This is a genomic window from Acidobacteriota bacterium, from assembly GCA_022340665.1.
In the GTDB taxonomy this organism is placed as follows: domain Bacteria; phylum Acidobacteriota; class Thermoanaerobaculia; order Thermoanaerobaculales; family Sulfomarinibacteraceae; genus Sulfomarinibacter.
Window position 1 is genome coordinate 1 of record JAJDNM010000094.1, and the last position, 21,524, is coordinate 21,524.

At 62.1% G+C, this 21,524-nt stretch carries 18 protein-coding genes; 7 read left to right on the forward strand and 11 right to left on the reverse strand.

Annotated features, from left to right (window positions below; translation table 11 throughout):
• On the forward strand, nt 1–1,346 hold a 1,346-nt coding region (locus tag LJE93_11210; protein MCG6949471.1), incomplete at its 5' end, for a GWxTD domain-containing protein.
• Nucleotides 1,347–1,735: 389 nt separating this feature from the next.
• Here the strand turns inward: LJE93_11210 and LJE93_11215 are convergent.
• The 6 genes from LJE93_11215 to LJE93_11240 form a co-directional block, all read right to left on the reverse strand.
• Complete coding sequence (locus LJE93_11215; GenBank protein ID MCG6949472.1) at nt 1,736–2,020, reverse strand: hypothetical protein; 285 nt, start codon at nt 2,018–2,020, stop codon at nt 1,736–1,738.
• A 22-nt stretch (nt 2,021–2,042) separates the two neighbouring features.
• The gene (locus tag LJE93_11220; protein ID MCG6949473.1) at nt 2,043–2,234 is read right to left on the reverse strand and encodes a DUF2892 domain-containing protein; all 192 of its coding nucleotides are present in this window, start codon (nt 2,232–2,234) and stop codon (nt 2,043–2,045) included.
• A gap of 133 nt (nt 2,235–2,367) precedes the next feature.
• A complete protein-coding gene (locus LJE93_11225; GenBank protein MCG6949474.1) occupies nt 2,368–5,709 on the reverse strand; it encodes an efflux RND transporter permease subunit in 3,342 nt (1,113 codons plus the stop codon).
• Entirely contained in the window at nt 5,706–6,788 is a 1,083-nt protein-coding gene (locus LJE93_11230; protein MCG6949475.1) for an efflux RND transporter periplasmic adaptor subunit, read from the reverse strand. Before LJE93_11230 ends, LJE93_11225 begins: the two co-directional genes overlap by 4 nt.
• Nucleotides 6,785–8,128 (reverse strand): TolC family protein, encoded by a 1,344-nt coding sequence (locus LJE93_11235; protein ID MCG6949476.1) that lies wholly within the window; start codon nt 8,126–8,128, stop codon nt 6,785–6,787. Before LJE93_11235 ends, LJE93_11230 begins: the two co-directional genes overlap by 4 nt.
• A gap of 220 nt (nt 8,129–8,348) precedes the next feature.
• On the reverse strand, nt 8,349–10,811 hold the full coding sequence (locus LJE93_11240) for a PAS domain-containing protein (protein ID MCG6949477.1): 2,463 nt from the start codon (nt 10,809–10,811) through the stop codon (nt 8,349–8,351).
• Nucleotides 10,812–11,129: 318 nt separating this feature from the next.
• On the opposite strand from LJE93_11240, the gene LJE93_11245 reads away from it, so the two are divergent.
• Both LJE93_11245 and LJE93_11250 read left to right on the forward strand, forming a co-directional pair.
• Nucleotides 11,130–11,870, forward strand: a complete 741-nt coding sequence (locus tag LJE93_11245; protein ID MCG6949478.1) for a DUF481 domain-containing protein — start codon at nt 11,130–11,132, stop codon at nt 11,868–11,870.
• Nucleotides 11,871–11,914: 44 nt separating this feature from the next.
• A complete protein-coding gene (locus LJE93_11250; GenBank protein MCG6949479.1) occupies nt 11,915–12,736 on the forward strand; it encodes a mechanosensitive ion channel in 822 nt (273 codons plus the stop codon).
• A 140-nt stretch (nt 12,737–12,876) separates the two neighbouring features.
• Here LJE93_11250 and LJE93_11255 read toward each other — a convergent pair whose 3' ends face one another.
• Nucleotides 12,877–13,335 carry a peroxiredoxin gene (locus LJE93_11255; GenBank protein ID MCG6949480.1) on the reverse strand — a complete coding sequence of 153 codons (459 nt, stop codon included), beginning with the start codon at nt 13,333–13,335 and terminating at the stop codon, nt 12,877–12,879.
• 263 nt (nt 13,336–13,598) lie between these two features.
• Here LJE93_11255 and LJE93_11260 point away from each other — a divergent pair, with 263 nt between their 5' ends.
• A complete protein-coding gene (locus LJE93_11260) occupies nt 13,599–13,871 on the forward strand; it encodes an HU family DNA-binding protein (protein ID MCG6949481.1) in 273 nt (90 codons plus the stop codon).
• Nucleotides 13,872–14,224: 353 nt separating this feature from the next.
• Here LJE93_11260 and LJE93_11265 read toward each other — a convergent pair whose 3' ends face one another.
• Nucleotides 14,225–14,674 (reverse strand): hypothetical protein, encoded by a 450-nt coding sequence (locus LJE93_11265; GenBank protein ID MCG6949482.1) that lies wholly within the window; start codon nt 14,672–14,674, stop codon nt 14,225–14,227.
• A gap of 35 nt (nt 14,675–14,709) precedes the next feature.
• Between LJE93_11265 and LJE93_11270 the strand changes: the two genes are divergently transcribed.
• A complete protein-coding gene (locus LJE93_11270; protein ID MCG6949483.1) occupies nt 14,710–16,758 on the forward strand; it encodes a M1 family metallopeptidase in 2,049 nt (682 codons plus the stop codon).
• Complete coding sequence (locus LJE93_11275; protein MCG6949484.1) at nt 16,755–17,606, forward strand: hypothetical protein; 852 nt, start codon at nt 16,755–16,757, stop codon at nt 17,604–17,606. The genes LJE93_11270 and LJE93_11275 overlap by 4 nt, the downstream gene beginning before the upstream one ends.
• A 218-nt stretch (nt 17,607–17,824) precedes the next feature.
• Here LJE93_11275 and pckA read toward each other — a convergent pair whose 3' ends face one another.
• The 3 genes from pckA to LJE93_11290 all read right to left on the reverse strand — a co-directional run bounded on the left by pckA (nt 17,825) and on the right by LJE93_11290 (nt 20,972).
• Nucleotides 17,825–19,483: a phosphoenolpyruvate carboxykinase (ATP) gene (gene pckA, locus LJE93_11280; protein MCG6949485.1), complete on the reverse strand. Its 1,659-nt coding sequence runs from the start codon at nt 19,481–19,483 to the stop codon at nt 17,825–17,827.
• Nucleotides 19,480–20,697: a pyridoxal phosphate-dependent aminotransferase gene (locus LJE93_11285; GenBank protein MCG6949486.1), complete on the reverse strand. Its 1,218-nt coding sequence runs from the start codon at nt 20,695–20,697 to the stop codon at nt 19,480–19,482. Before LJE93_11285 ends, pckA begins: the two co-directional genes overlap by 4 nt.
• Before the next feature lie 122 nt (nt 20,698–20,819).
• A complete protein-coding gene (locus LJE93_11290) occupies nt 20,820–20,972 on the reverse strand; it encodes a hypothetical protein (protein MCG6949487.1) in 153 nt (50 codons plus the stop codon).
• A gap of 243 nt (nt 20,973–21,215) precedes the next feature.
• Between LJE93_11290 and LJE93_11295 the strand changes: the two genes are divergently transcribed.
• The coding region (locus tag LJE93_11295; GenBank protein MCG6949488.1) for a hypothetical protein at nt 21,216–21,524 on the forward strand (309 nt) is incomplete at its 3' end.

Here is a 21,524-nt window from a genome sequence, read left to right on the forward strand (position 1 = left end):
ACGGCCCCGAGGGCTTTCTGCTCACCAAGAAGGAAATCAAGGAGTGGGGAAAGATCAAATCCGATGCGGAGGCGGAGCGCTTCATCGAGCTATTCTGGGCGCGCCGCAACCCCCAACCCAACAATCCTTTCAATACATTCAAGGCCGAGTTTGATGCCAAGGTGAAGTTTGCAGATGACAACTTCGGCTACAAGACCCAACGTGGGTCGCTCACCGATCGCGGACGCGTGTTGATTCTCATGGGACGCCCTGCGGGACGTGACATCCGGGGAACAGGCGAAGTGCCCTCGGCCGGCGCCACCTCGGATAGCGACCAGGTGAGGGGCAGGACCGATCTCTGGTTTTACGACCCCGAAAAGTTGCCAGAGGAATTCAAAGCCAAAGGGAATCAGCTCATCTTCATGTTCTACGAAGAGCGGCTGGACTCCAATATCTTCGTCCTCGATCGTTCGAACCGTGAGTCCTTCAAGGCGATGAGCGCGCTCGCTCGGGCACCCGAGGTCTACCTCCTCCACCCGGACCTCACTGAAGTTCCAAAACCGATTTCCATCAGCGGCGCGGCACCTGCCGCGGCTGCACACCTCGCGTGGCTCGATGTCGATGATGCACCGTTCGACGACGTCGCCATCACCTTTTCCGATCTGGGTGTTGCCAACGATGTCAGCCGGCCCGTCTGGGTTCACCTCGAGCTTCCTCCTGACGCGCCTCCGCTCGATGTGATCGTCGGACAGGTGAAATCCTCCGAGGACGAAATCGTCAGCAACTTCGAAACCAACGTGACGCCGATCGATGGACAATATGGATCGGTATATCACCTTGCGTTTCCGCTGGAAAACGGCGCATACACGATCGAGATCGCAGGTGGTGCCGGTGGCGAACCGCAGCTGGTCAAAAGCTTCGAGACCGAGGTGTCGCCGATCCCAACAGATGGAGTCTGGATGTCGCCACTGTGGGTGGGGATCTCGGCCACACCGAATCGCGAGGCAAAGCTGGGTGAGGCTTTCACTTTTGGCGGCTGGCATCTGATGCCGGTGGCGGGCCCCGAGCTGACCAAGGCCATGGAACTCGCCTACTTCGGCTTTGTTGTTCGGCCGGAGTTGAACGAGGAAGGGAAGGTCGATCTCGAAGCGCGAGTGCAGCTGAAACGGGACGGTAAGAATTTGGGACGTGCGTTGAAGGTGCCGCTGGACACCTCGAATATCATCGGAGACCTCTACATGTATGGGAACTCGATCGGGCTCTCGGGCCTCCCGGAGGCGGGTGATTACGGATTCGAGTTCGAGGTTACGGAACGCATCTCGGAAACCTCGGTCACGAAGGACCTGTCGATACAGATCAACGAGTAGAATCGGAAAGTGCGATGCGGCGCCGCCGGGAGAATCTGGCGGCGCTTATTCTTTGTCGATCGGTTGCTGTGTGGGTTCTTTTTCCCGGCGCCCGGCCGGGGGGTCCGGCACCGCTCACGTGGGCACCCCGAACTTGGGCAGCAAAAATCTTTGCAGCACCAGCCATACGACGACCACGAGCAGAATAGTCAGCCATTCGGGCATTGGAGCCTCCAGATGTCATCAGCTTTGGTCGCGAAGACGGAAAGCTGTAGTGAAACGTGGCGTTTGCGACCTGAGGGGCGCGGATGCGTACGAGTATCTACGTGGAACACCGCCAGAGGAGCAAGCGCCGCAGTTTGCGGCAGACGTCCGGCCGCAGCAGAATGGTAATGATTCCTGGGAACTCACTACGCGACGTCCTCGACCGCCCACTGGATCATACGCATGTTCTTTTCACAGGCCTTGCAGTAGCTGCACAGGGCTTTCTTGAGCGGCTCCACCTGTCCGGACTCGACGATCGTGAAGAAGATGGACGAGGTCTTGGGGTGGGCGCTGGAACCCATCCGCACACCGGACTCGCCGACGCCGTGTGCATTCGGGATCTCTGAGTATCCGGTGATGCCGTTGTGCTGAAACAGAACTTCGACCTCTTCGCGGCACTTCGTGTCGACGATGATCATCAAGAGCTTCATGACGTCTTCCACGGCAGCGACCTCAGCCTTCTTTCAGGCCCAGCTTGCGGAAGATGGTCATCGCCGGACACCACTTGGTGAATGCTGACTGCAGCAGGTTGAGGCCGACGAACGCGGTCAGCAGATACCAGTAGGGGCTCACCCAGTAGCCGAGGGCGAGGGACAACAGGACGACGATTCCGGCCATCGCGCGAAGGGCTTCATTCACGGTCATTTCATTCCTCCAATGTTCACGAAGTCGGAATTCTGAATTCTGAAATCGGAATTTCCACCCTCCCGTCCGCAGTGGAATCGATCCAAGGGTTGGGTTGGGCATTCCGAAATCCGACTTCTGAACTCCGAATTCATCAGTCAATCTCCACAACGTTTTCCGGTCCGACGAATTTCAGGTACATGTAATAGAGAACTGGTATCACGCCCAGCGTCAGCGCGGTGGAGACGATGATCCCGGAGATCATTGCCAGGGCGAGGCCCTGGAAGATCGGGTCCGAGAGCATGAAAGAGGCGCCAACAATGGTTGAAAGCTGGGTCAGGAAGATCGGTACTAGGCGAACGGCTCCCGCCTTGACAACGGCGTCCTCGAGGATCTCCCCGGATTTGAGCTCCAGGTTGATGAAGTCCACCAGCAGAATCGAATTGCGCACGATGATGCCGGCGAGAGCGATGAATCCGATCATCGACGTGGCGGTGAAGAACACTCCGAAGATGCCATGTGCCGGCAGGATGCCCACTAGGGTCAACGGGATCGGGACCATGATGATGATCGGTGTGATGAACGACTTGAACCACCCGACCATCAGTACGTAGATGAGCACCATCACGACTGCGAAGGCGATCCCCATGTCACGGAAAACCTCGTAGGTGATGTGCCATTCCCCGTCCCACTTCATGATGTAGCGGGTGCTGTCATCGGGCAGAGTGGTGGTAATGATCTCCAGCGGCTCGCCGAGCGGTGTGATGATTTCGTCGAGCCGGTCCTTCATTTCGAGAATCGCGTAGACCGGCGCCTCGAACCTGCCTGCGACCTCGCCGTAAACGTAGGTCACCGGCTGCAGGTTCTTGTGATACCGGCTTCTTTCACGATCGTGATCGACGACCGTCGCGATCTCGGACAGCGGCACCATGCGGCCGTCCCGTCCGTGCACCGCGAGCATGAGCAGATCATCTACGTGGGCCCGCTGGGTGCGATCGAGGCGCAGCACGATCGGCACCGGATCTCGGCTGGTTGAATCATGGATGAGTCCGGCCTCGGCGCCATCGAGGGCGATCCTCAGGGTGCGGACTACCTGCTCCGGGGTGACACCGGAGAGCATCGCCTTCTCTCGATCGACGTGAATCTCGACTCTGGGTCCGGGAGCTTCCACCTCCCAGTCAACGTCGACGACCCCGTCGGTGGTGGCAAAGACCTCCTTGACCTGGTCGGCGACCTCGAGCCGTCCCTCGAGAGTCGGGCCGTAGACCTCGGCCACCAGGGTCGAGAGAACCGGCGGTCCCGGAGGGATCTCGGTCACCTTGATATCCACACCGAGGACCTCTGCAGTCGGCAGCAGCATCTGCCGAACCTCGTTGGCCAGGGCGTGAGACTTGTCCGAACGTTTGTGCTTGTGCACGAAGTTGACCTGAATGTCGGCCATGTTGCTGCCGTTTCGCAGGAAGTAGTGGCGCACCAGGCCATTGAAGTTGAAAGGAGCTGCGGTGCCGGCATAGACCTGGAAGTCGGTGACCTCCGGCATCGAGCGGAAGTGATAGGCGAGCTCTCGTGCGGCGGAGTTGGTCTGCTCGAGGGAGAAGCCCTCGGGAGCGTCGATCACGATCTGCAACTCCGACTTGTTATCGTGTGGCAGCATCTTCACAGTAGTGAATCCGACGGCCACGGTGCCGATCGCCGCGATGAGCAGCGTGGCGACTCCTGCAAGGAAGAGATAGCGCAGGAGAGACCGGCCGATCAGCGGTTTCATGATGAAGGAGTAGAGCTTCGAGATCCTGCCTTCCGCCGGAAGCTCGGTGTCCTCGGGCAGTTCCTCGTTTGGCTCCTCTGCGCCCGTTTCACTCTCTTTGCGGAAGAGGCGGTAGGCCAGCCACGGCGAGATCGTGAAGGCAACCATCAGCGAGAACAGCATGGCGGCGGAGGCGTTGATCGGGATCGGTCGCATATAGGGACCCATCAGGCCACGAACGAACGCCAGCGGCAACAGCGCCGAAATGATGGCGAAGGTGGCGAGGATCGTCGGGTTGCCCACCTCGTCGACGGCGTAGACCGTCGTGCGCTTCGCTCCCGCCCATTTCAGCTTGATGTGGCGATGGATATTTTCCACCACGACGATGGCGTCGTCGACCAGAATTCCGATCGAGAAGACGAGCGCGAAAAGGCTGACGCGGTTCAAGGTGTAGCCGAAGAAGTACGAGGCGGCGAGCGTCAGGGCGAGGGTCACCGGGATGACGACGGCGACGACCGAGGCCTCCCGCCACGACAGGGTGATCCACATCAGGAGGATGACCGCGATGGTTGCCGACCACAGGTGCTTCAGGAGTTCGTCCGATTTCTCCTGCGCGGTGGCACCGTAATCCCGCGTCTTGAGCACGTGGACGTTGGATGGGATCACTCGACCGGCGAGACGCTCGAGCATCTGGTCGAGATCATTCACCATGTCAACCGCGTTGGTGCCGGGTTTCTTCGCCACCGCCACGGTCACGGCCGGCACATCGGTTCCGGTGTCGAGACCCTTCTCGGGGGCTGCCGGGCCGGAGCCGAGCCAGACGTAGTTGGCGGGCTCCTCCGGTCCATCATGGACGTCGGCGACGTCTCCCAGATATACGGGCCGCCCTCCGTGGGCAGAGATTACGAGATCGCGGACCTCGTCGGCGCTCTGCAGGAACTGGCCGGCATCGACCAGGACCTCGGAGTTCGCGACTGCGGTCGCGCCTGCGGGAAGACGCCAGTTCAGGCTCTTGAGAGCTCCGTAAGCCTGCAGCATCGAGATGCCGTACGAGGCGAGCTGCTCGCGATTGAAATCGACCCGCACCACCCGTCGCTGCCCACCGATAACCCAAACCTGGGCCACCCGAGGATGGCGGGTCAGCTCGACCTTGACCTCGTCGGCGACACGGCGCAGTTCCACCGGGGTGGTGTGCTCACCCCACAGGGTGTAGGCGACCACCGGGACGTCGTCGATGGTGCGTGGCTTGACGATCGGCGGCATCAGACCCTCGGGCATCTGATCGAGGGCGGACTGGATCTTGGTGTGAACCCGTACCGCGGCCTGGTCCGGGTCGGTACCGACCAGAAAGCGGACCACGATGAGCCCGCCCGACGGGTTCGAGATCGAATAGATATACTCGACATTTTCGATCTCGTAGAGCAGCTTTTCGAGCGGCGTGATGACGCGGTGTTCGACCTCCTCTGCCGTGGCGCCCGGGAACCCCACCATGACGTCAATCATCGGCACCTTGATCTGCGGCTCTTCCTCCGACGGCGTCACGAGTATCGCGAACAGGCCGAGCAGCAGGGACGCGACGATGATCAGCGGCGTCAGCTTGGAGTCGAGAAATGCCTTGCCGATCCGCCCCGCCATGCCGATCTTGCGGCGGGTCATCTTCAATCGCAAGGCTTCACGGCGCGCCTGCTCGATCTCGAGCGCGCTCGGCGCCTCGGATCCGTTGGCGCGCAGGTCTTCGTTCTCGGTGTTCATCGCGCGAGCTCCAAGGGCGTGCCGTCGGCAACTGGCCCGGGCGCGTCGACAACGACGGACTCGCCGGCGTCGACACCGGACAGGACCTCGATCCACTCGTCATCGATGACGCTTCCGGTGGTCACGGCGCGGGTCCGTGCACTGCCGTCAGCGGAGTAGACGATCACGAGCTCGAGGCCCCCCCGCCGGTGTACGGCGTCGGTCGGAATGATCAGCCGGTCGGCCGCGTCGCCGACGATCATCGCCCGACCGCTGAATCCGGACGGCACTTCGACCTGGCCGAGGTCAACCTTGACGGTGAAGGTGTGGGTGCCTGCATTTGCCGAGGGCACGATCTCGCGCACCTCACCCTCGATCGCACCAAGATCGGGTCGCGCGTCGAGGCGCATCCGGATCGTGTCGCCGATCTGGACGCGGCCGATATCGCGTTCCCGGACGTTGAGCCACATCTGCTGGCCCCCGATGGACTCGATTCGAACCAGCGGGCGGCCGGGGGCTGCGAGGTCGCCGACCTCGACCAGATTTTCCACCACGCGGGCTGCGAAGGGTGCGCGAACCAGTGACTCGTTAGCCACCGACGAGGCCGCGCGTACCGCGCCTTCGGCCTGCTCGACCGCCCCCTGGGCCTGTTCGTACTGCATTCGCGCCATGTCCAGTTCGAGCTCGGAGGCGGCGTTTTCGGCGTGAAGAGTCTCGAACCGCTTGTAGTTGCGCTCGGCCAGCGCGAGGGCCGCCTTAGCTTGGGCGAGAGCACCCTGGGCCTGACCGAGCTGGCCTGCCGCCGCTTCGGGCTGGATCTCGAGCAGGATCTGGTTCCTGGCGACCGTACTGCCCGCGCGGGCATGGAGCTTGATCACCGGGCCCATCACGCGGCTCGACACCGAGGCCTGACGAGCCGGCCGAACCACGCCGCGAACTTCGATTGGCATGGCTTCAGTCGTTCTTTCGACCTCGGCGATTTTGACGGTGAGGGGGGCGAGGTCGGGCTCGGCGGTCTTGGGTTCGTCGTGACCGCACGCGGCGAGACCGAAGGATACGACGGATATGAGACAGGTTGAAAAGAACCTACGCGCCTTCATCGGGTTTCCTCCAAAGCATCAGTCAACGTTACGCCGGACACGAACCGGAGACGGTGAGTGTCGAGAACAACGTCATATCGCGCGACGAGCTCACGCATCTCCGCCTCGCGGAGAGCGGTCTCGGCGTCGAGCAAATCGATCATTTTGTCCAGCCCCTGCTTGAATCGGCTTTCGCGGACTCGCGCCGCTTCGCCGGCTGCGTTCAGAGTGCTTCGAGCAGTGGTGTGGCGGGTGCGGGCGGTGTCCAGACCCTGCCAGGCCTGCTGGACCTCGAGCTTGACTCCTTCTTCGAAACGACGGATGTCGGCCTCGAAGGAAGCGGTCTCGTGACGGGCCGCGGCCCGATCGGATGAGCCGGAGCCTCCGCCGAGGAGGTTGATCCTCGCGACTGCCATCACCGAGCCGGAGTGGCCGTTGGAACCGAAGATCGTGTCGTCATAGAGATCGTAATGCCCGAGAACTGCGATTTCGGGAAAGTAGCCCGGCCGCGACACTTTTTCCTCGAGCCGGCCGGCCTCGAGCTTGTGTCGAGCGGCCGCCAGGTCGCTGCGGTTTTCCAGGGCGATCGAGATCCATTCATTCACTTCGCCGACAACGGGAGGGGCCGGCGGAACCGGTGCGAGCGCCTGGGGCTGAGCCTGGTCGACGCCCATCTGGAAGTTGAGGGCCGCCTGGGCGAGCTGCGCCCCGTTGGTGGCCTGCGTCAAGAGATCATCCATTTCCGCGAGATAGACCCGGGCCTGAAGGACGTCGGCGTCGAGGATCATGCCCTCGTCGGCATATCGTTCGGCCAGCCTGACGTGTTGGGCAGTCGTCGATCTCGCCTTCTCGAGCAACGCCTGGTGTTCGCGGGCCTTGGCGAGGTTGACGTAGGCGGTTATCGTCTCGAACGCGACCTTCTCCCGCGTGTACACATAAGACGCCTCCTCGGCGGTGGCCATCATGTCGGCCTGACCGATTCGGGCGGAGATCTTGCCCCCGGTGTAGACGGGCAGCTCGAGGTCGACTCGTGTGACAAAGGTGGAGAGGGGATCCGGGTCGTTCGGGTCGGACATGAAGAACTTCTGCATGTCGAATCTGCCCTGGTTGAGGGTCAGGGCGAAGACCTCCGCCGGATTGTCGGTGTAGGTGAAGCTCTCACTGAGGCCGATCTTCGGCAAGCGATAGCTCTCACCTGATTCGAGTCGCTCGCCGGCGGCGGCGGCGCGCTCCCTTGCCGCTGAGACCTCCGGGTTCCCGAGCAGAGCTGTTTCCACCGCCGACTCGAGGGTTAATTCTTGGGCGCAGACCGGGATTGCCGCGATCAACGAAATCAAGATGATGAGAGGGTACGAACGCATCAGCATCCTCCATTATCACTACATAACTATTTAGGAATATACATGATTTCTTTTTCGTGTCAACCCTCAAGATAGACGAATCTGGCCGAGAATTGAATGTCGGAGAAATGACAGAGTCACAGAGACACAGAGGAAGAACAGAGCCGCCCACCTACCCGGAGCTGCCCACAGATTACGCAGATGAACACAGATCGGTACACACTGATTCGAGCCTCGAATGTCAGGTCGGCAGCCGAATCTCGGGATTGGTGCCGTCGTGCTCGGCGCTGAACTCGCGCAGGCTCAAGTGGGCCGTCGTGCCCTGGCTCCTGCCCGCGCTTTCGAGTCGGAGCGTCCCGCCCATGAGCTCGGCGAGGCGGCGCGAGATGGTCAGGCCGAGCCCGGTCCCGCCACGCTGGCGGGTCGTTGAACCGTCGACCTGGTAGAACGATGAGAAGACCTTGGCAATCTCGTCCTCCGCCATGCCGATCCCGGTGTCCTCAACCGTGAACACGACGATGCCGTCTTTTTCCCTGCAATCAACGGTGATCGAACCACCCCTTTCGGTGAACTTCATCGAGTTCGAGAGAAGATTGGTGAGTACCTGTACCGTGCGATCGGGATCGGCCCAGATCACGAGCTTGCTGTTGCGACCCGCGGTATTGAACTTGAGGCCCTTGCTTTTCATCTGATGTTTGAACAGGGTCTCCACATCCTCGACGATGGCCCGAACCGGCACTGGCGCAAAGTGAACTTCCAGCCGGCCCGCCTCGATCTTCGCCAGATCGAGGACATCGTTGATGATGTTGAGCAGGCTTTCCGCCGATTCATGGGCAATCTTCAGGAACTCCCGTTGCTTCTCGGGATCCTCGACCGAACCGTCCATGATCAGCTTGAGGAAGCCGAGGATCGCGGTCAACGGGGTGCGAAGCTCGTGCGAGGTGTTGGCGAGAAACTCGGACTTGAGGCGCGAAGCCTCGAATGCGACGGCGCGTTGCTCATCGAGCTCGCGCACGATCTGCGACAGCGAAATCGGCCCGCCGAGCAGATACCCGACCTGCGTCAGCAGGTCGACATCGTCGATCGTCAGGTCGAGGGCGGTGCTGGAGGTGGCAAGAAGCACCCCTGCGGACCTTCCGGCGGCCATCAGCGGAAGGTAGCTGAGGTGACGGATTCCGTGCTCGGTCGCCAGCCAGTCGGCAAGCTCCTGCGGGAGGGCGGCAGAGGCGGACACGGTTTGCGGAAATCCTTCGGCATACGATGTCCAGCAGGGGTGGCCACCGGCGCTGATCGGGCTGAAACGGTCTTTTTCGAAGGCCTCCACACCCGGGCCGGTGCCGGCGACCAGTTGCAGCCCGCTGCCATCCGAAACCGGCCGATAGAGGAGTAACGAGCTCAGCGGCAGCAGTGCACGCCCCGTTTCGAGGAAGTGGTCGAGAATCTTTTGTTCCTCGACCTCCCCGGCTACAGTCTGGGCGAGGGTCGAAAGGAATGCGAGACGGGATTGCCGGGCCTCGGCTGCGGTCCGGGCGAGGTGGAGATCCGTGACATCGATGGCGACAATCTGGATCAGGGTCTCGTTGAGAACAGGGTCGACCACCGGATGCATCTGGGTGCTGAGCCAGTGGATGATCCCATCGCTGTCCTCGACTCGAATCAGCTCCTGCCATGAACCACGGCCGCCTTCGAGAACGGATGGGATTGCAGAGTAGACCTGGGGCCGGTTGGCGGCGTGTATCCGGTCCAGCCAGCTCAACTCGTGATCCGGTTCGCCCAGGGGTCTGGGGCCGGAGAACAGGCTGTTGGCGGCACGATTGGCGTATCGGACGTGGCGATCGCGATCGACCGACATGACCAAAACAGGCAGCGTGTTGAGCAGAATTTCCATCCGCTGGCGAATGCGTTTGAAGTGGTCCGAAAGGGAGGATTGCCCCTCCAGCAGAGTCACGTTCTCGAACACCGCACCGATCGTCGGCGTCGCCAGGCTGAGTCCGATCAAGACGAACCCCCACATGAATGGGGAGTCGTAGGGCTGCCGCGACCAGGAGAGGTCCATATGAGCGATGGCACTGAGCAGAAAAGCGCCGCTGAGCCACACTTCGCGGGGCTGCCGTTGCTCCCGACCGCCCAACATCGGGACCACCGCCGCGATCAGGAATGCGGTCGCGAGACCCGCCTCGAGCGGACCGATTTCCCGTACCAGGCCGCTGTCTCGGAAGTAGTTGAATCCCGCCCACACCGCGACGGCGGCAGCCAGGGCACCAACCGCGCGCAGGACGAGATGACCGGACCCACGCTCACGTCCGCCTCGAAACGCGAAGAGGAGGATTGCTGCCGCGAGGGCCTGCGAAACGACCCATGAAATTCGGACGAATGTGTCGACGAGATCCTTCGAACTCAACAGGGCCTCGAGCGTGAGCTGGAGAATGAAATGACAGGCTATCGGCAGAAAGACGTTGCGCACCTGACGGTCGAAGGGATCTCCGAGGAGGCGCCAACGAACCTGGAAGAACCAGGTTGCCAGGGAGGCCAGAAATGCGTTGAACCCTGCGAGCAGGAGGTACTCGCTGCGGGCACCCTGCCAGACGACGACGGATTGCAGGACCGCGACGATCAGGCCGGCCGAGACCGCGACCAGGACTGCTGCCAGGCGCGCACGCGGACCGGCGCTCTCGGTTGCCACGAAGACCCGACTCGGCATCATGCGTTTTCGACCAACGACGAAGATGTGACCGGCACGTCAAGAGTATAGCGCTTGGCCCGCATTATCCACGAGGTCTCTGCTGCGGACGGCACTGTGGGACCCGGGCCGGGCCTCTTGGTCGCAAACTCCACTGGCCACGGCACCTCGCCGCTCTTGCCTCGAGGCCTCACGGATAGTGCTGGCCAGAAACCTTCGCGCTTGATTTTCGCTTGCTCTTTGGTACATTGGCGCACCGCCAAAAACGCGCCGGTTGGCCGCTTCGTGATGTGGAATAGATGAGTGGGCTACGCGTTGATACGTCAAGGAGGATGTCGATCCATGAGGAAAACGATCCTGTTAATGGGGCTGATCTGTGCCCTTGGAAGTTCGTTTGCGCTTGCCGACGAGACGACTGAAGAGGAGGTCGAGCCGACCTGGAAGGGCGCGCTCGGCCTGGCGTGGGTTGCGACGAGCGGCAACACCGATACCTCGACCTTCGGTCTCGATTTTGAACTCGAGCGCAAGCCGGAACCGTGGGGATTGACCTTCCTGGTTCACGGAAACCGAGCCGAGGACAACGGGGAAAAGACGGCCGAGAACTACCTCGTCTCCGGACGAGCGGTGCGCAGCCTGAGTGGACGGTGGGAGGTTTTCGGTGGTCTGGCCTGGGCCAGGGATCCTTTCGCTGGATTCGACTCACAGACTCTTGCCACGACCGGCGCCACCTATCACGCAGTGAAGACCGAACGGCACCAGCTGAGCTTCGATATGGGTCTCAGCTACACCTGGGAGGACCGGGTGCCGCCCTCCGAGGATGTGGATTTCTTCGGTGGCATCCTGGGTCTCAGCTGGGAATGGAAGCTCGGAGAGAGCTCCAAGCTGGTCGAACGACTGGTCTTGATTCCGAACTTCGATGATTCGGACGATTGGCGGGTGGCATCGGACACGGCCATCGAGGCCGATGTCAACCAGTGGTTGGCGCTGCGATTTGGATTTGGAATTCGTCACCGCAACCAGCCGATTGACGACGCGGAAAGCACGGATACGACTTCGAAAGCATCGGTTGTCTTCAACTTCTGAGGGTTCCCGGAAATGGAGCCCGTTTTCGTGAAAAGGAGAGCAGAATGGAACTGATTCAACAGTTGATCGATACGGTGTGGGCCTTTGTGGCCGCGAACTACAAACCGGTCCTTGCGGCGATCGTCATCCTTGTCATTGGACGCATGGTCGCGGGTTGGGCCCGCGGTATCACCCGCAAAGGCCTCGAACGTGGCGATGTAGACGCAACTCTCGTTCCGTTTTTGTCGAAACTCGTTTACTACATGGTGCTTGCGGTGGTCGTTGTCGCCGCTCTTCACCGGCTCGGCATCGCTACTACCTCAGTGGTCGCGATTTTCGGTGCGGCCGGCCTCGCCGTCGGTCTCGCTCTCCAGGGGACGCTGGGCAATTTTGCGTCTGGTGTCATGTTGCTCATCCTGAGGCCTTTCGACGTGGGTGATTTCGTGGATGCCGGTGGAACGACCGGCAAGGTCGAGGAAATCGGGATTTTCGCCACCACCCTCACGACGCCCGACAATATCAAGATCGTCGTGCCCAACACGCAGATCGCCGGGGGTACGATCTCGAATTACAACGGTAAAGACACGCGCCGTGTCGACATGGTCATGGGCATCGGTTACGACGACAACATCCAGACGGCGATCGACACCATCCGACGGATTGTCACCGCCCACGATATGGTGCTGGCCGATCCGGAGCCGGTGATCGAGGTCTCCAACCTCGGCGACTCATCGGTCGACATCGTGGTTCGGCCCTGGTGCAAAACTGAGGACTATTGGAATCTCCGATTCGACCTCACCCGCAGCCTCAAAGAGGGTCTCGAAGCTGCAGGGTGCTCGATTCCGTACCCGCAACGGGACGTGCACATGTACCAGGTGGCGGTCTGATCTAATCCGCAGTGAGACAAAACGGTAGGGGCGGCATACATGCCGCCCTTGATCGATCAAAAGGGACCTCTGCGAACGAGGGCGGGATATATCCCGCCCCTACAGGCGCACATTTTCCGGCAATTTCTCGTGTTGGAATATCAGTTCGCAGAAACCATCAACGCTCGATAATCGTCGAGGACCTGCTGCGCGTGGGTTTTCGGATCGACATCCGGATACGCCAGCAGCACCGTGCCCTCCGGTCCTACGAGGTACGAGATCCGCTTCGCGAACGGGATGAGAGCTCGCGCAGCCCCGACCGACTTGGCCAGCTCGTGATCGCTGTCCGAGAGCAGGCGGAATGGGAGCGCGTTCTTTTCAGCGAAGCTCCGGTTCTTCTCAGGGCTGTCGAAGGACACGCCGAGCACCTCGATCCCGAGTTCCTGGAGTTCCTTCCAGCTGTCACGCAGCTGGGTGGCTTCCAGCGTTCAACCGGGGGTGGATGCTTTGGGATAGAAGAAGAGCAGGAACGGGCGACCCTCGAGGTCGCTCTTCGAGACTCTGGTGCCGTCGTACGCCTCGAGGTCAAAGTCGACGAATTTCTCTCCGACGGAAATCATCTCGTCCTCTCCTTCGGCGAAACCGACGGTCGAAATCATCGCCAACGCCGCGACCGCAATCATGCAGAAATTCAGTGCTGATATCTTCATTCACCACGGGAAACCCGCGTGAGCAGCGCTGGTATTCCATGGCTTCGGTCTCTGCGGCGTGGCCACACGAATCACAGTGCTCAACCGGGTGAGTACTATCGTGCCGTCACTTGACCCGGCAAGAGGGCACGGTTAGGGTCGATGAGAGTTGTGCGCGCAGAGGAGGAGGATCCATGGCAGGAAAAGCCGAACTCGTAGACCGCGTTGCTGAGCTCACGGGGTACCCCAAAACCCAGGTGGCGATGACCTATGACCTTCTCTTCGAGCTCATCAGTGAAGCCCTCGTGGCGAGCGAAAAGGTCACGGTCCCGAACTTCGGGACGTTCCAGGTGACGGAGCGCCCGGCCCGGGCCGGAAGGAATCCCGCGACCGGTGAGGCGATCACCATCGCTGCGTCGCGGAGCGTCCGGTTCAAAGTCTCCAAGAACCTCAAGGAGATGCTGTAGGAGCGGGATCAATCCCGTCCTTGGTCGCCCCGATTTGTCATCCCGACCGAGGCCGAAGGCCACACCCCCCGTTGTCATCCCGACCGAGGCCCGGCTTGTCCCGGCGTAGCCGGAGGCGAAGCCGGAACGGCTCGAGCGGAGGGATCTATGGGGCGGGCGTGGGCTGAGGCGCGCTCCTGCATTGCCCAAAGATTCCTCCGCTCGCTCACGTTGTTCGCTCGGTCGGAATGACACAGCGTGGACGTCCTCCGCTCGCTCGGGTTGAAAACATGCACGGGCGCCATTTAGGTGTCCCGGCAGAGCCGAATGCGGAGCCGGATGGCGCCCCTCCCGTTCACTGAAACGGATCGCGCCTACTTCGGCACCAGCTTCTTCCCCAGCTCGCGGCTGAGGTGCTCCTCCAGCGTCATCAGGTCGAGCTCATCGTCGTCCCCTCGCCGCCGCCCGAGGTTCACGAGATCCGTTCGCGCGACCTCGATGCCTCCCTGGATCGTCGATGCGACGAGGTTGAGGGGAAGGCCGTTCTGGGCCTTGATCCGCACCGCGACTCCACTCACTCGCTCCCCGCCCGGCATGGTGCCCCGCATGATCCAGGCCTGTTGCTGATTGAAGGCGTGCAGGAGACGGCCCATGGGGTCGTTCCACTGAGCGAGCCGCGCCTTGGTCTGGGCATCCATTTTCGGCGACCAGTCGAAGGTATCCAGCTTCAGGGAAAACTTCACCTCGCCGGCGCCGGCGGACGCCGCCGTGAGCATCAACATCAGCGAAATGAGAAACCGTCGCATGATCGTCTTACCGCCCATTCTACTCTTCTTCCAGTACGCGTTACACTTCACCTGTGATTCTGCGCAGAACGGCCTGCTGCGTCCTGGCTGTGGTCGCGTTTTTCGTCCCCGGCGACCTGGCGGGGCAGACGCTGCCGCCCGATACGAATGTCGCGAGCTACGAGATCGATGTCACCCTCGATCCCGAGACCCATCGCCTCATGGGCGGCGAGAAGATTCGTTGGGTCAACCGAGCTGATCAGGCCACCGACGAGATCTTTCTCCACCTCTACCTCAACGCATTTGCCAATTCCCGCACCACCTTCATGCGGGAGCTCGCCTGGTGGGACGCGAGCAACCGGACGGATCCCGGAGACGATTGGGGATGGATCCGTGTTGGCAGACTCACTTTCGATGACGGGAGCGATCTCCTGCCGGGCATGGAGTTCGTGCGGCCGGACGACGGCAACTCCAACGATTTCACGATCGCCCGTGTGCATCTGCCGCGGGTAGTGGATCCGGGAGCGGTGATCGAGCTCGAGATCGAGTTCGAAGCCCAGCTCCCTCGGATCGTTTCCCGCACCGGGTTCTTCGGGGATTTTCACTTCGTGGCACAGTGGTTTCCGAAGATCGCGGTCTTCAGGGGCGAGCGGGGCTGGAATGCCCACCAGTTTCACGCATTGTCGGAGTTCTTTGCCGACTTCGGTACCTACCGGGTGACGATGACGATTCCGGAGGATTGGGTCCTTGGTGCCACCGGAATCGAGGTTGGGAGCAGCGAGCCGGCGAACGGACGGCGGGCTGTCACCTACCGGGCCGAGCGGGTGCACGATTTCGCGTGGTGTACGGCCCCGCCGGACCTGATGGTGATCGTCGAGGCCGAGTTCGAGCCGGGTCGACACGTGCCGGTGTCCTGGTTCGAGAGGGCACGGACGCAGCTCGACATGAGCGCGGCCGATCTCGAGCTGCCGCCGATGCGACTGCGCCTGATGGTGCCGCGCGAGCAGTCGATGCTGGCTCCTCGCATGGTGCGCGCGGCACGCCTCGCTGCAGCCTGGTTCGGCCTTTTCTACGGAGCCTACCCCTATCCGCAACTCACGATCGTATCGCCGCCGGATGGTGCCGAAGGCGCCGACGGTATGGAGTATCCGACGCTCATCGCCACCGGTGCTGATGGTCTCGATGGATATGATCCGTTCTCACGCTTTCCGGCACTCGAAGCCCTTACAGTGCACGAGTTCGGTCACCAGTACTTCCAGGGCCTGCTCGCCTCGAACGAATTCGAGGAGGCGTGGCTCGACGAGGGGTTGACCAGTTATGCCGATACATCGTGCATGGTCGCGGCGACTTCGGATGGACTCCTCTCGGGGATTGCCGATTTTGATTACTGGGCTGACGAGCGTTTATCGCTATCCCTCCGGCGGGCACCGGTCACGACCGGAAGGAAATCGTGGGGGTACCCTCGCTGGTCGGACTATTACCTTGCGACCTACACCAAGATGGCGCTCGTGCTTCGGACTCTCGAGGGCCTCATCGGCCCGGAGTCCATGGCCCGGGGTATGAGGGACTATGTCGATCGCTATCGTTTCCGACATCCGACAGAGGCCGATCTGGTAGAGGTCCTGAGTGAGGCGGCGGGGCAGGATCTCTCGCCGTTCTTCGACCAGGCCATCTTTGGTGCGGAGGAGCCGGACTGGGCGGTGGTGTCCGTGCATCATCGCCGACCGCCGCCGGCAGGCGGATTCATCTGGGATGGCGAATCCTGGAATGCCGTCGGGGATGATCGGGACACAGAGGACGCCGTCGCCGACGACAGTTGGCTCGTAGAGCTCGAGCTCGCGCGCAGGAGTGACTTCGTCGGACCGGTCGAGGTCGAAATGCTGTGGTCCGACGGGAGGGTCGAACGGAGGACCTGGGACAGCCAGACGCGACGGACCCGGTGGCGGCTCGAAGGCAGGGGCCGTCTCGAGCAGGTGGTGATCGATCCCGATGTGGTGTGGGCTCTCGAAACCAGCCGGGCTGACAATTACTGGCGGGAGCGAGCTGCCTCCACCAAGCATCCGCTGTGGTGGGTGCGCGATGCGTTGAGGCTCGCGCGGCACTGGTTGCTGAGGTCCGAATGAACACCACACCGAAGCCTTCGGTCACGATGGGCTTTCGCCTTGCCGCCAGCCTTCACTGGCTGGTGGCGACGGTGTGGCTGGCGTGGCTCGCCCTGACGGTTCCGGCGCTGGTCGTGGTTCAGATGTCCGCCGGTCAGGCTCGCGCCAACACCCCGGCCGGAGGATTCGGCGCGGGAGAGGATCTTCTCGTCTTCTTCGAAATCATGCGTCCGGTTGCTGTGCCGCTGGCCCTGGCTCTCGCGTTCGGAGCGGTTCTGCTGTTCGGGTGGTGTGTTCTGTGGCATGCAGGGGTGGCGCGATGGTGGCTGGATCCGGAGACCGATCCCGAAGAGCCCAACGTTGCGCAGATCCTCGCCTCCGGACTGCTGGTGTGGTGGCGCTACGCGCGGCTGACGTTCTTCGCCCTCGTTTTGCAGGCGATCGTGGCGGTCTCGCTGTGGTTTCCCGTGCGCGCCGAGTTCGCACCGGGATTCGTGGTGCCATGGCTCAAGGTCGGATCCGTGCTGGCGGCTGTGGCAACAGTCTTGATTTGGATCGCCACGTTTCGAGGTGGATGGTTCCTCGGCGAGCCCGACCGGAGCTCGGCGCTGGTGGCGTGGTTTCGGGGACTCGGCGCGGCCGGACGACAACCGCTTCGATCACTTCTGCCGCTCATCGTGTGGGCGGTACCGGGCCTCGGTGCACTTGTGGCGCCGGTGTTCTACGGCGGTCCCGCAGCGGTCCTCTTCTTCATGGCCTCGTGGTTGCTCGGCGCCTTCTGCGTGGTCGCACTCTACATGTCCTACGCGCCACCGAAACCGCCGCGGAAACGACCGATCTCGCCCCTCGAACCACCCGGCATTGGCTGAAACGACCGCCCGGCCATAGATTCCTCGGTTCGATCGCTCCGCTCCCTCACTCGGGATGACGTTCCCACAGGGCTGCCGAGGCCGGTCCGTGGTCACGTCATTTCGGATTTTGGATTTGAGATTTCCTATCGGACCCCCCGCGTCGTGAGAGTCCGTGGGGGTGGGCGGTTGTCATTCCTAATTCCTAATCCCTAATTCCTAATTCCGAATTCAAAACCCTACTTCACATCTTTCAGTCGCTTCGCGCCGGCGGCCAGAATCTCGGCCGGGCAGCCGTCGGCGTAGAGCTTGAAGTTCTCGATGTAACGGGCGGCCAGGGCGTCGTACCGCTTCCAGTACTCGTCCTGCGAGCCCCAGGAGGTAGACGGATCGAGCACATCCTCGGGTACGTCGGGGCAGGACAGCGGCACCTCGAAACCGAACAGCTTGTCCTTGCGGTACGTGACCTTGGCGAGCTTGCCCTCGAGCGCGGCGTTCAGCAGGTTCCGGGTGTGGCGGATCGAGATCCGCTTGCCGACCCCCCAGCCGCCGCCGACCCAACCGGTGTTGACCAGCCAGCAGTTGGCGTCGTGCCTCTCCATCTTGGCGCGCAGCATGTCGGCGTACTTGAACGGGTGGTGAACCATGAACGGCGCGCCGAAGCAGGCCGAGAAGGCGATCTCGGGCTCGATCCCGAGACCGATCTCGGTGCCTGCGATCTTCGACGTGTAACCGGAGATGAAGTGATAGACAGCGTGCTCCGGATCGAGCCGTGCGATCGGCGGCAGCACGCCCTGCGCATCGCAGGTCAAGAGGATCACGTTCTTCGGGTGCGACTGGACCATCCCTTCGGGGACCACGTTCGGGATGAACTCGAGGGGGTAGGCTGCGCGGGTGTTCTCGGTGAACCGGTCATCGTCGAGGTCGAGCCGCCGGGAGGTCCGGTCCTGAACCACGTTCTCGAGTATGGTGCCGAAGCGGCGGGTGGTCGCGTAGATCTCCGGCTCGTGCTCGGCCGACAGGCGGATGACCTTCGCGTAACAGCCACCTTCGAAGTTGAAGACGCCTTGGTCGGACCAGCCGTGCTCGTCGTCGCCGATCAGCCGGCGCTTGGGATCGGCAGACAGAGTCGTCTTTCCGGTACCCGACAACCCGAAGAACAGCGCCACGTCGCCGTCGTCGCCGACGTTGGCCGAGCAGTGCATGGCGAGGACGTCCTGCAACGGCAGCAGGAAGTTCATCACCGTGAACATGCTCTTCTTGATCTCGCCGCCGTAGCTCGAGTTGCAGATCAGGGCCATGCGCTCGGCAAAGTTGAGGATGATGGCGGTCGAGGAACGGGTGCCGTCCACGCGCGGATCGACCTTGAAGTCCGGAGCCGCAATGACCGTGAACTCGGGAACGTGGCTCTGGTACTCCTCGAGCGTCTTCGGGGTGATGAACATGTTGCGCGCGAAGTGCGAGTGCCAGGCCAGCTCGGTGATGACCCTGATCGGCATCCGGTACTCGGGGTCGGCGCCGACGAAACAGTCCTGGACGAACAGCTCCTCGTCCTGCAGGTAGGCCTGAATCCGCGCCAACAGGGCGGTGAAGTTCTCGGGAGTATACGGGCGGTTGTACTCGCCCCACCAGATCTTGTCCTCGGTGCTCGACTCGCGAACGACGTACTTGTCCTGGGCGGCTCGGGCCGACCACTTGCCGGTGTTGACGACGAACGGGCCTCCGTGGGCCATGAATCCTTCCTGGCGGAACGACGCCTCTTCGTAGAGGGCCGGCACCGGCAGGTTCCAGTAGACCCTGTCGAGGTGGATCAGGCCGTGATTCTCGAGTCCGAAACGGCTCTTGAGGTCCCCCGCCTGGGAGGTGGCGGGCGTCTTGAACTTCAGGTACTTGCTCATGTCCAGTCCCTCACCAGCTTGCGCTCACCGATGTAGAGCTCGTTCGGCGCGTTGGGGTCGAGGGCCCACTTGATGCGCTCGATGCCCTCGGTGATGTCCTTGATCGAGCCGCAGAAGCTGAGCCGAAGGTGCCCCTCCTTGCCGAACTCGATTCCCGGCACAGTCACCACCTGTACCTTTTCAAGGATGAAATTCGACAGCCGGACCGAATCCTTGTCGTAGTGGCTGAAATCCGGGAAGGAGTAGAAGGTGCCGCCGGGCTCCTCGAGGCGGACACCGTCGAAGGCTCTGAGCTCCTGGATCAGGACGTTGCGGTTGTTCTCGAGCGTCATGCGCAGATTTTCGACCGACGACTGGACTCCGTTGATAGCGGCTTCGGCCGCGTGCTGGAGCACCGCCGACGGGCCCGAGGTCTCGTGCCCCTGGATATTTGTCATCACCTCGATCAGCTTGGTGTTGGCCACCGCCCAGCCGATGCGGAAGCCGGTCATGGCGTACTGCTTGGAAACTCCGTTGATGATGATCAGCTTCGAGTTGTCGGTACGGTCGCTGGCGAAGTCGTATGGGTTGACCGGCTTGCGGCCATCGTAGATCAGGCGGTGGTAGATGTCGTCCATGATCAGGTACAGCCCACGCTTCTCGCACAGCTCGACCACGTCCTTGATGAACTCGTCCGGGTAGACCGCGCCGGACGGGTTGTTCGGGCTGTTGATGATCACGGCCTTGGTGTAGGAACCGATCACCTGCTCGATGTCCTGAATGCGGGGGATGAAGGTGCCGTCCTCGGGGTGCACGGGCACCGGAACGCCGCCAACCAGCTTGACCATCTCCGGGTAGGAGACCCAGTAGGGCGCGGGGAAGATGACCTCCTCCTGCGGGTCGAGGATCGCGTGCAGGGCCGACATGATGGCCTGTTTGGCGCCGCCCGATGCCATCACGTTTTCCGGCGCCGGACGCCATCCGTAGAAGTCCTCGGTGTAGCGGATGATCGCCTGCTTGAGCCCCACAGTCCCGTCGGGTGGGGTGTAGCGCACCTCGCCGGTGTTGATCAGATTGGTCGCGGCGAGGATCGCGTCCAGCGGCGCCCTGCCTTTCGGTTCACCACCGCCGAGGTGGATCACGGGGTCGCCTTTGGCCCGCAGAATCGCCGCGACTTCGTTGAGCTTGAGGGTTGCGGATTCGCCAATGGATTTGGCGATCAAGGAGAGGCTCATGACTGCCATTTCCTTTCTACCGCCGCTGCTGGCGACGGGGGACGGATTATCTCAGAAGACCGTGGAAATATCCACCAAATCAGGTCTTTATCTCAATTTCCGATTATAACCGCAAAGCCAGTTCACCGTTTCCGGGTGCCCGCCCGCCGCGGTCTGCGACCGCGGCACGCGCCCTCGGTCGTTTCGTTCTCCGAGTGCACGCACTCGTCGACCGATCCGACCTCGTCCGCTGCGCGCCGTTGGCGCGCGGGCGGCCCTCTTTTGAACGCAGTCATTTGTTTGCATCCCGCCCCCTCCCCCCGCCCACCCGCCCTCAGAAAGCCACGTTGGGCTGCGCCCACCGCGCCTGGACGGTTCAAAGGTGTTGTGCTGTAGGGGCGGCATACATGCCGCCCTTGAAGCGTCACCGAGCGTCGGAGACGATCAAGGGCGGGATATATCCCGCCCCTACACCTGCCAACGGGAAGAGCTTCGGGAATTCTTGGTGTTCTTGGCGTCGTTGTGGTTAGATTGGTTTCATGGTCGACCAGGACGAAATTCAGCGCCTCGGGCGGCACGGCACGCGCCTGAAGGAGCTTCGCAAGCGGGTGAAGGAGCGTCGCGAGGGTGAGGTCGTGGTCGACGGGCGGCGGCTGGTTTCCGATCTGGTGCGATGGAACGTGCCGATCCGTGAGCTCTACCTGGCCCCCGAGATCAGCCGCGATTTCGAGGCGGTGGGCTGGAGGGACGCCGCGGAGGTGGTCTTCGAGGTCGAGGGCTCGGTCCTCTCGGACATCGCTCCGACCCGATCTCCGCAGGGGGTGCTGGCGGTCGTGGTGGAGCCCCGG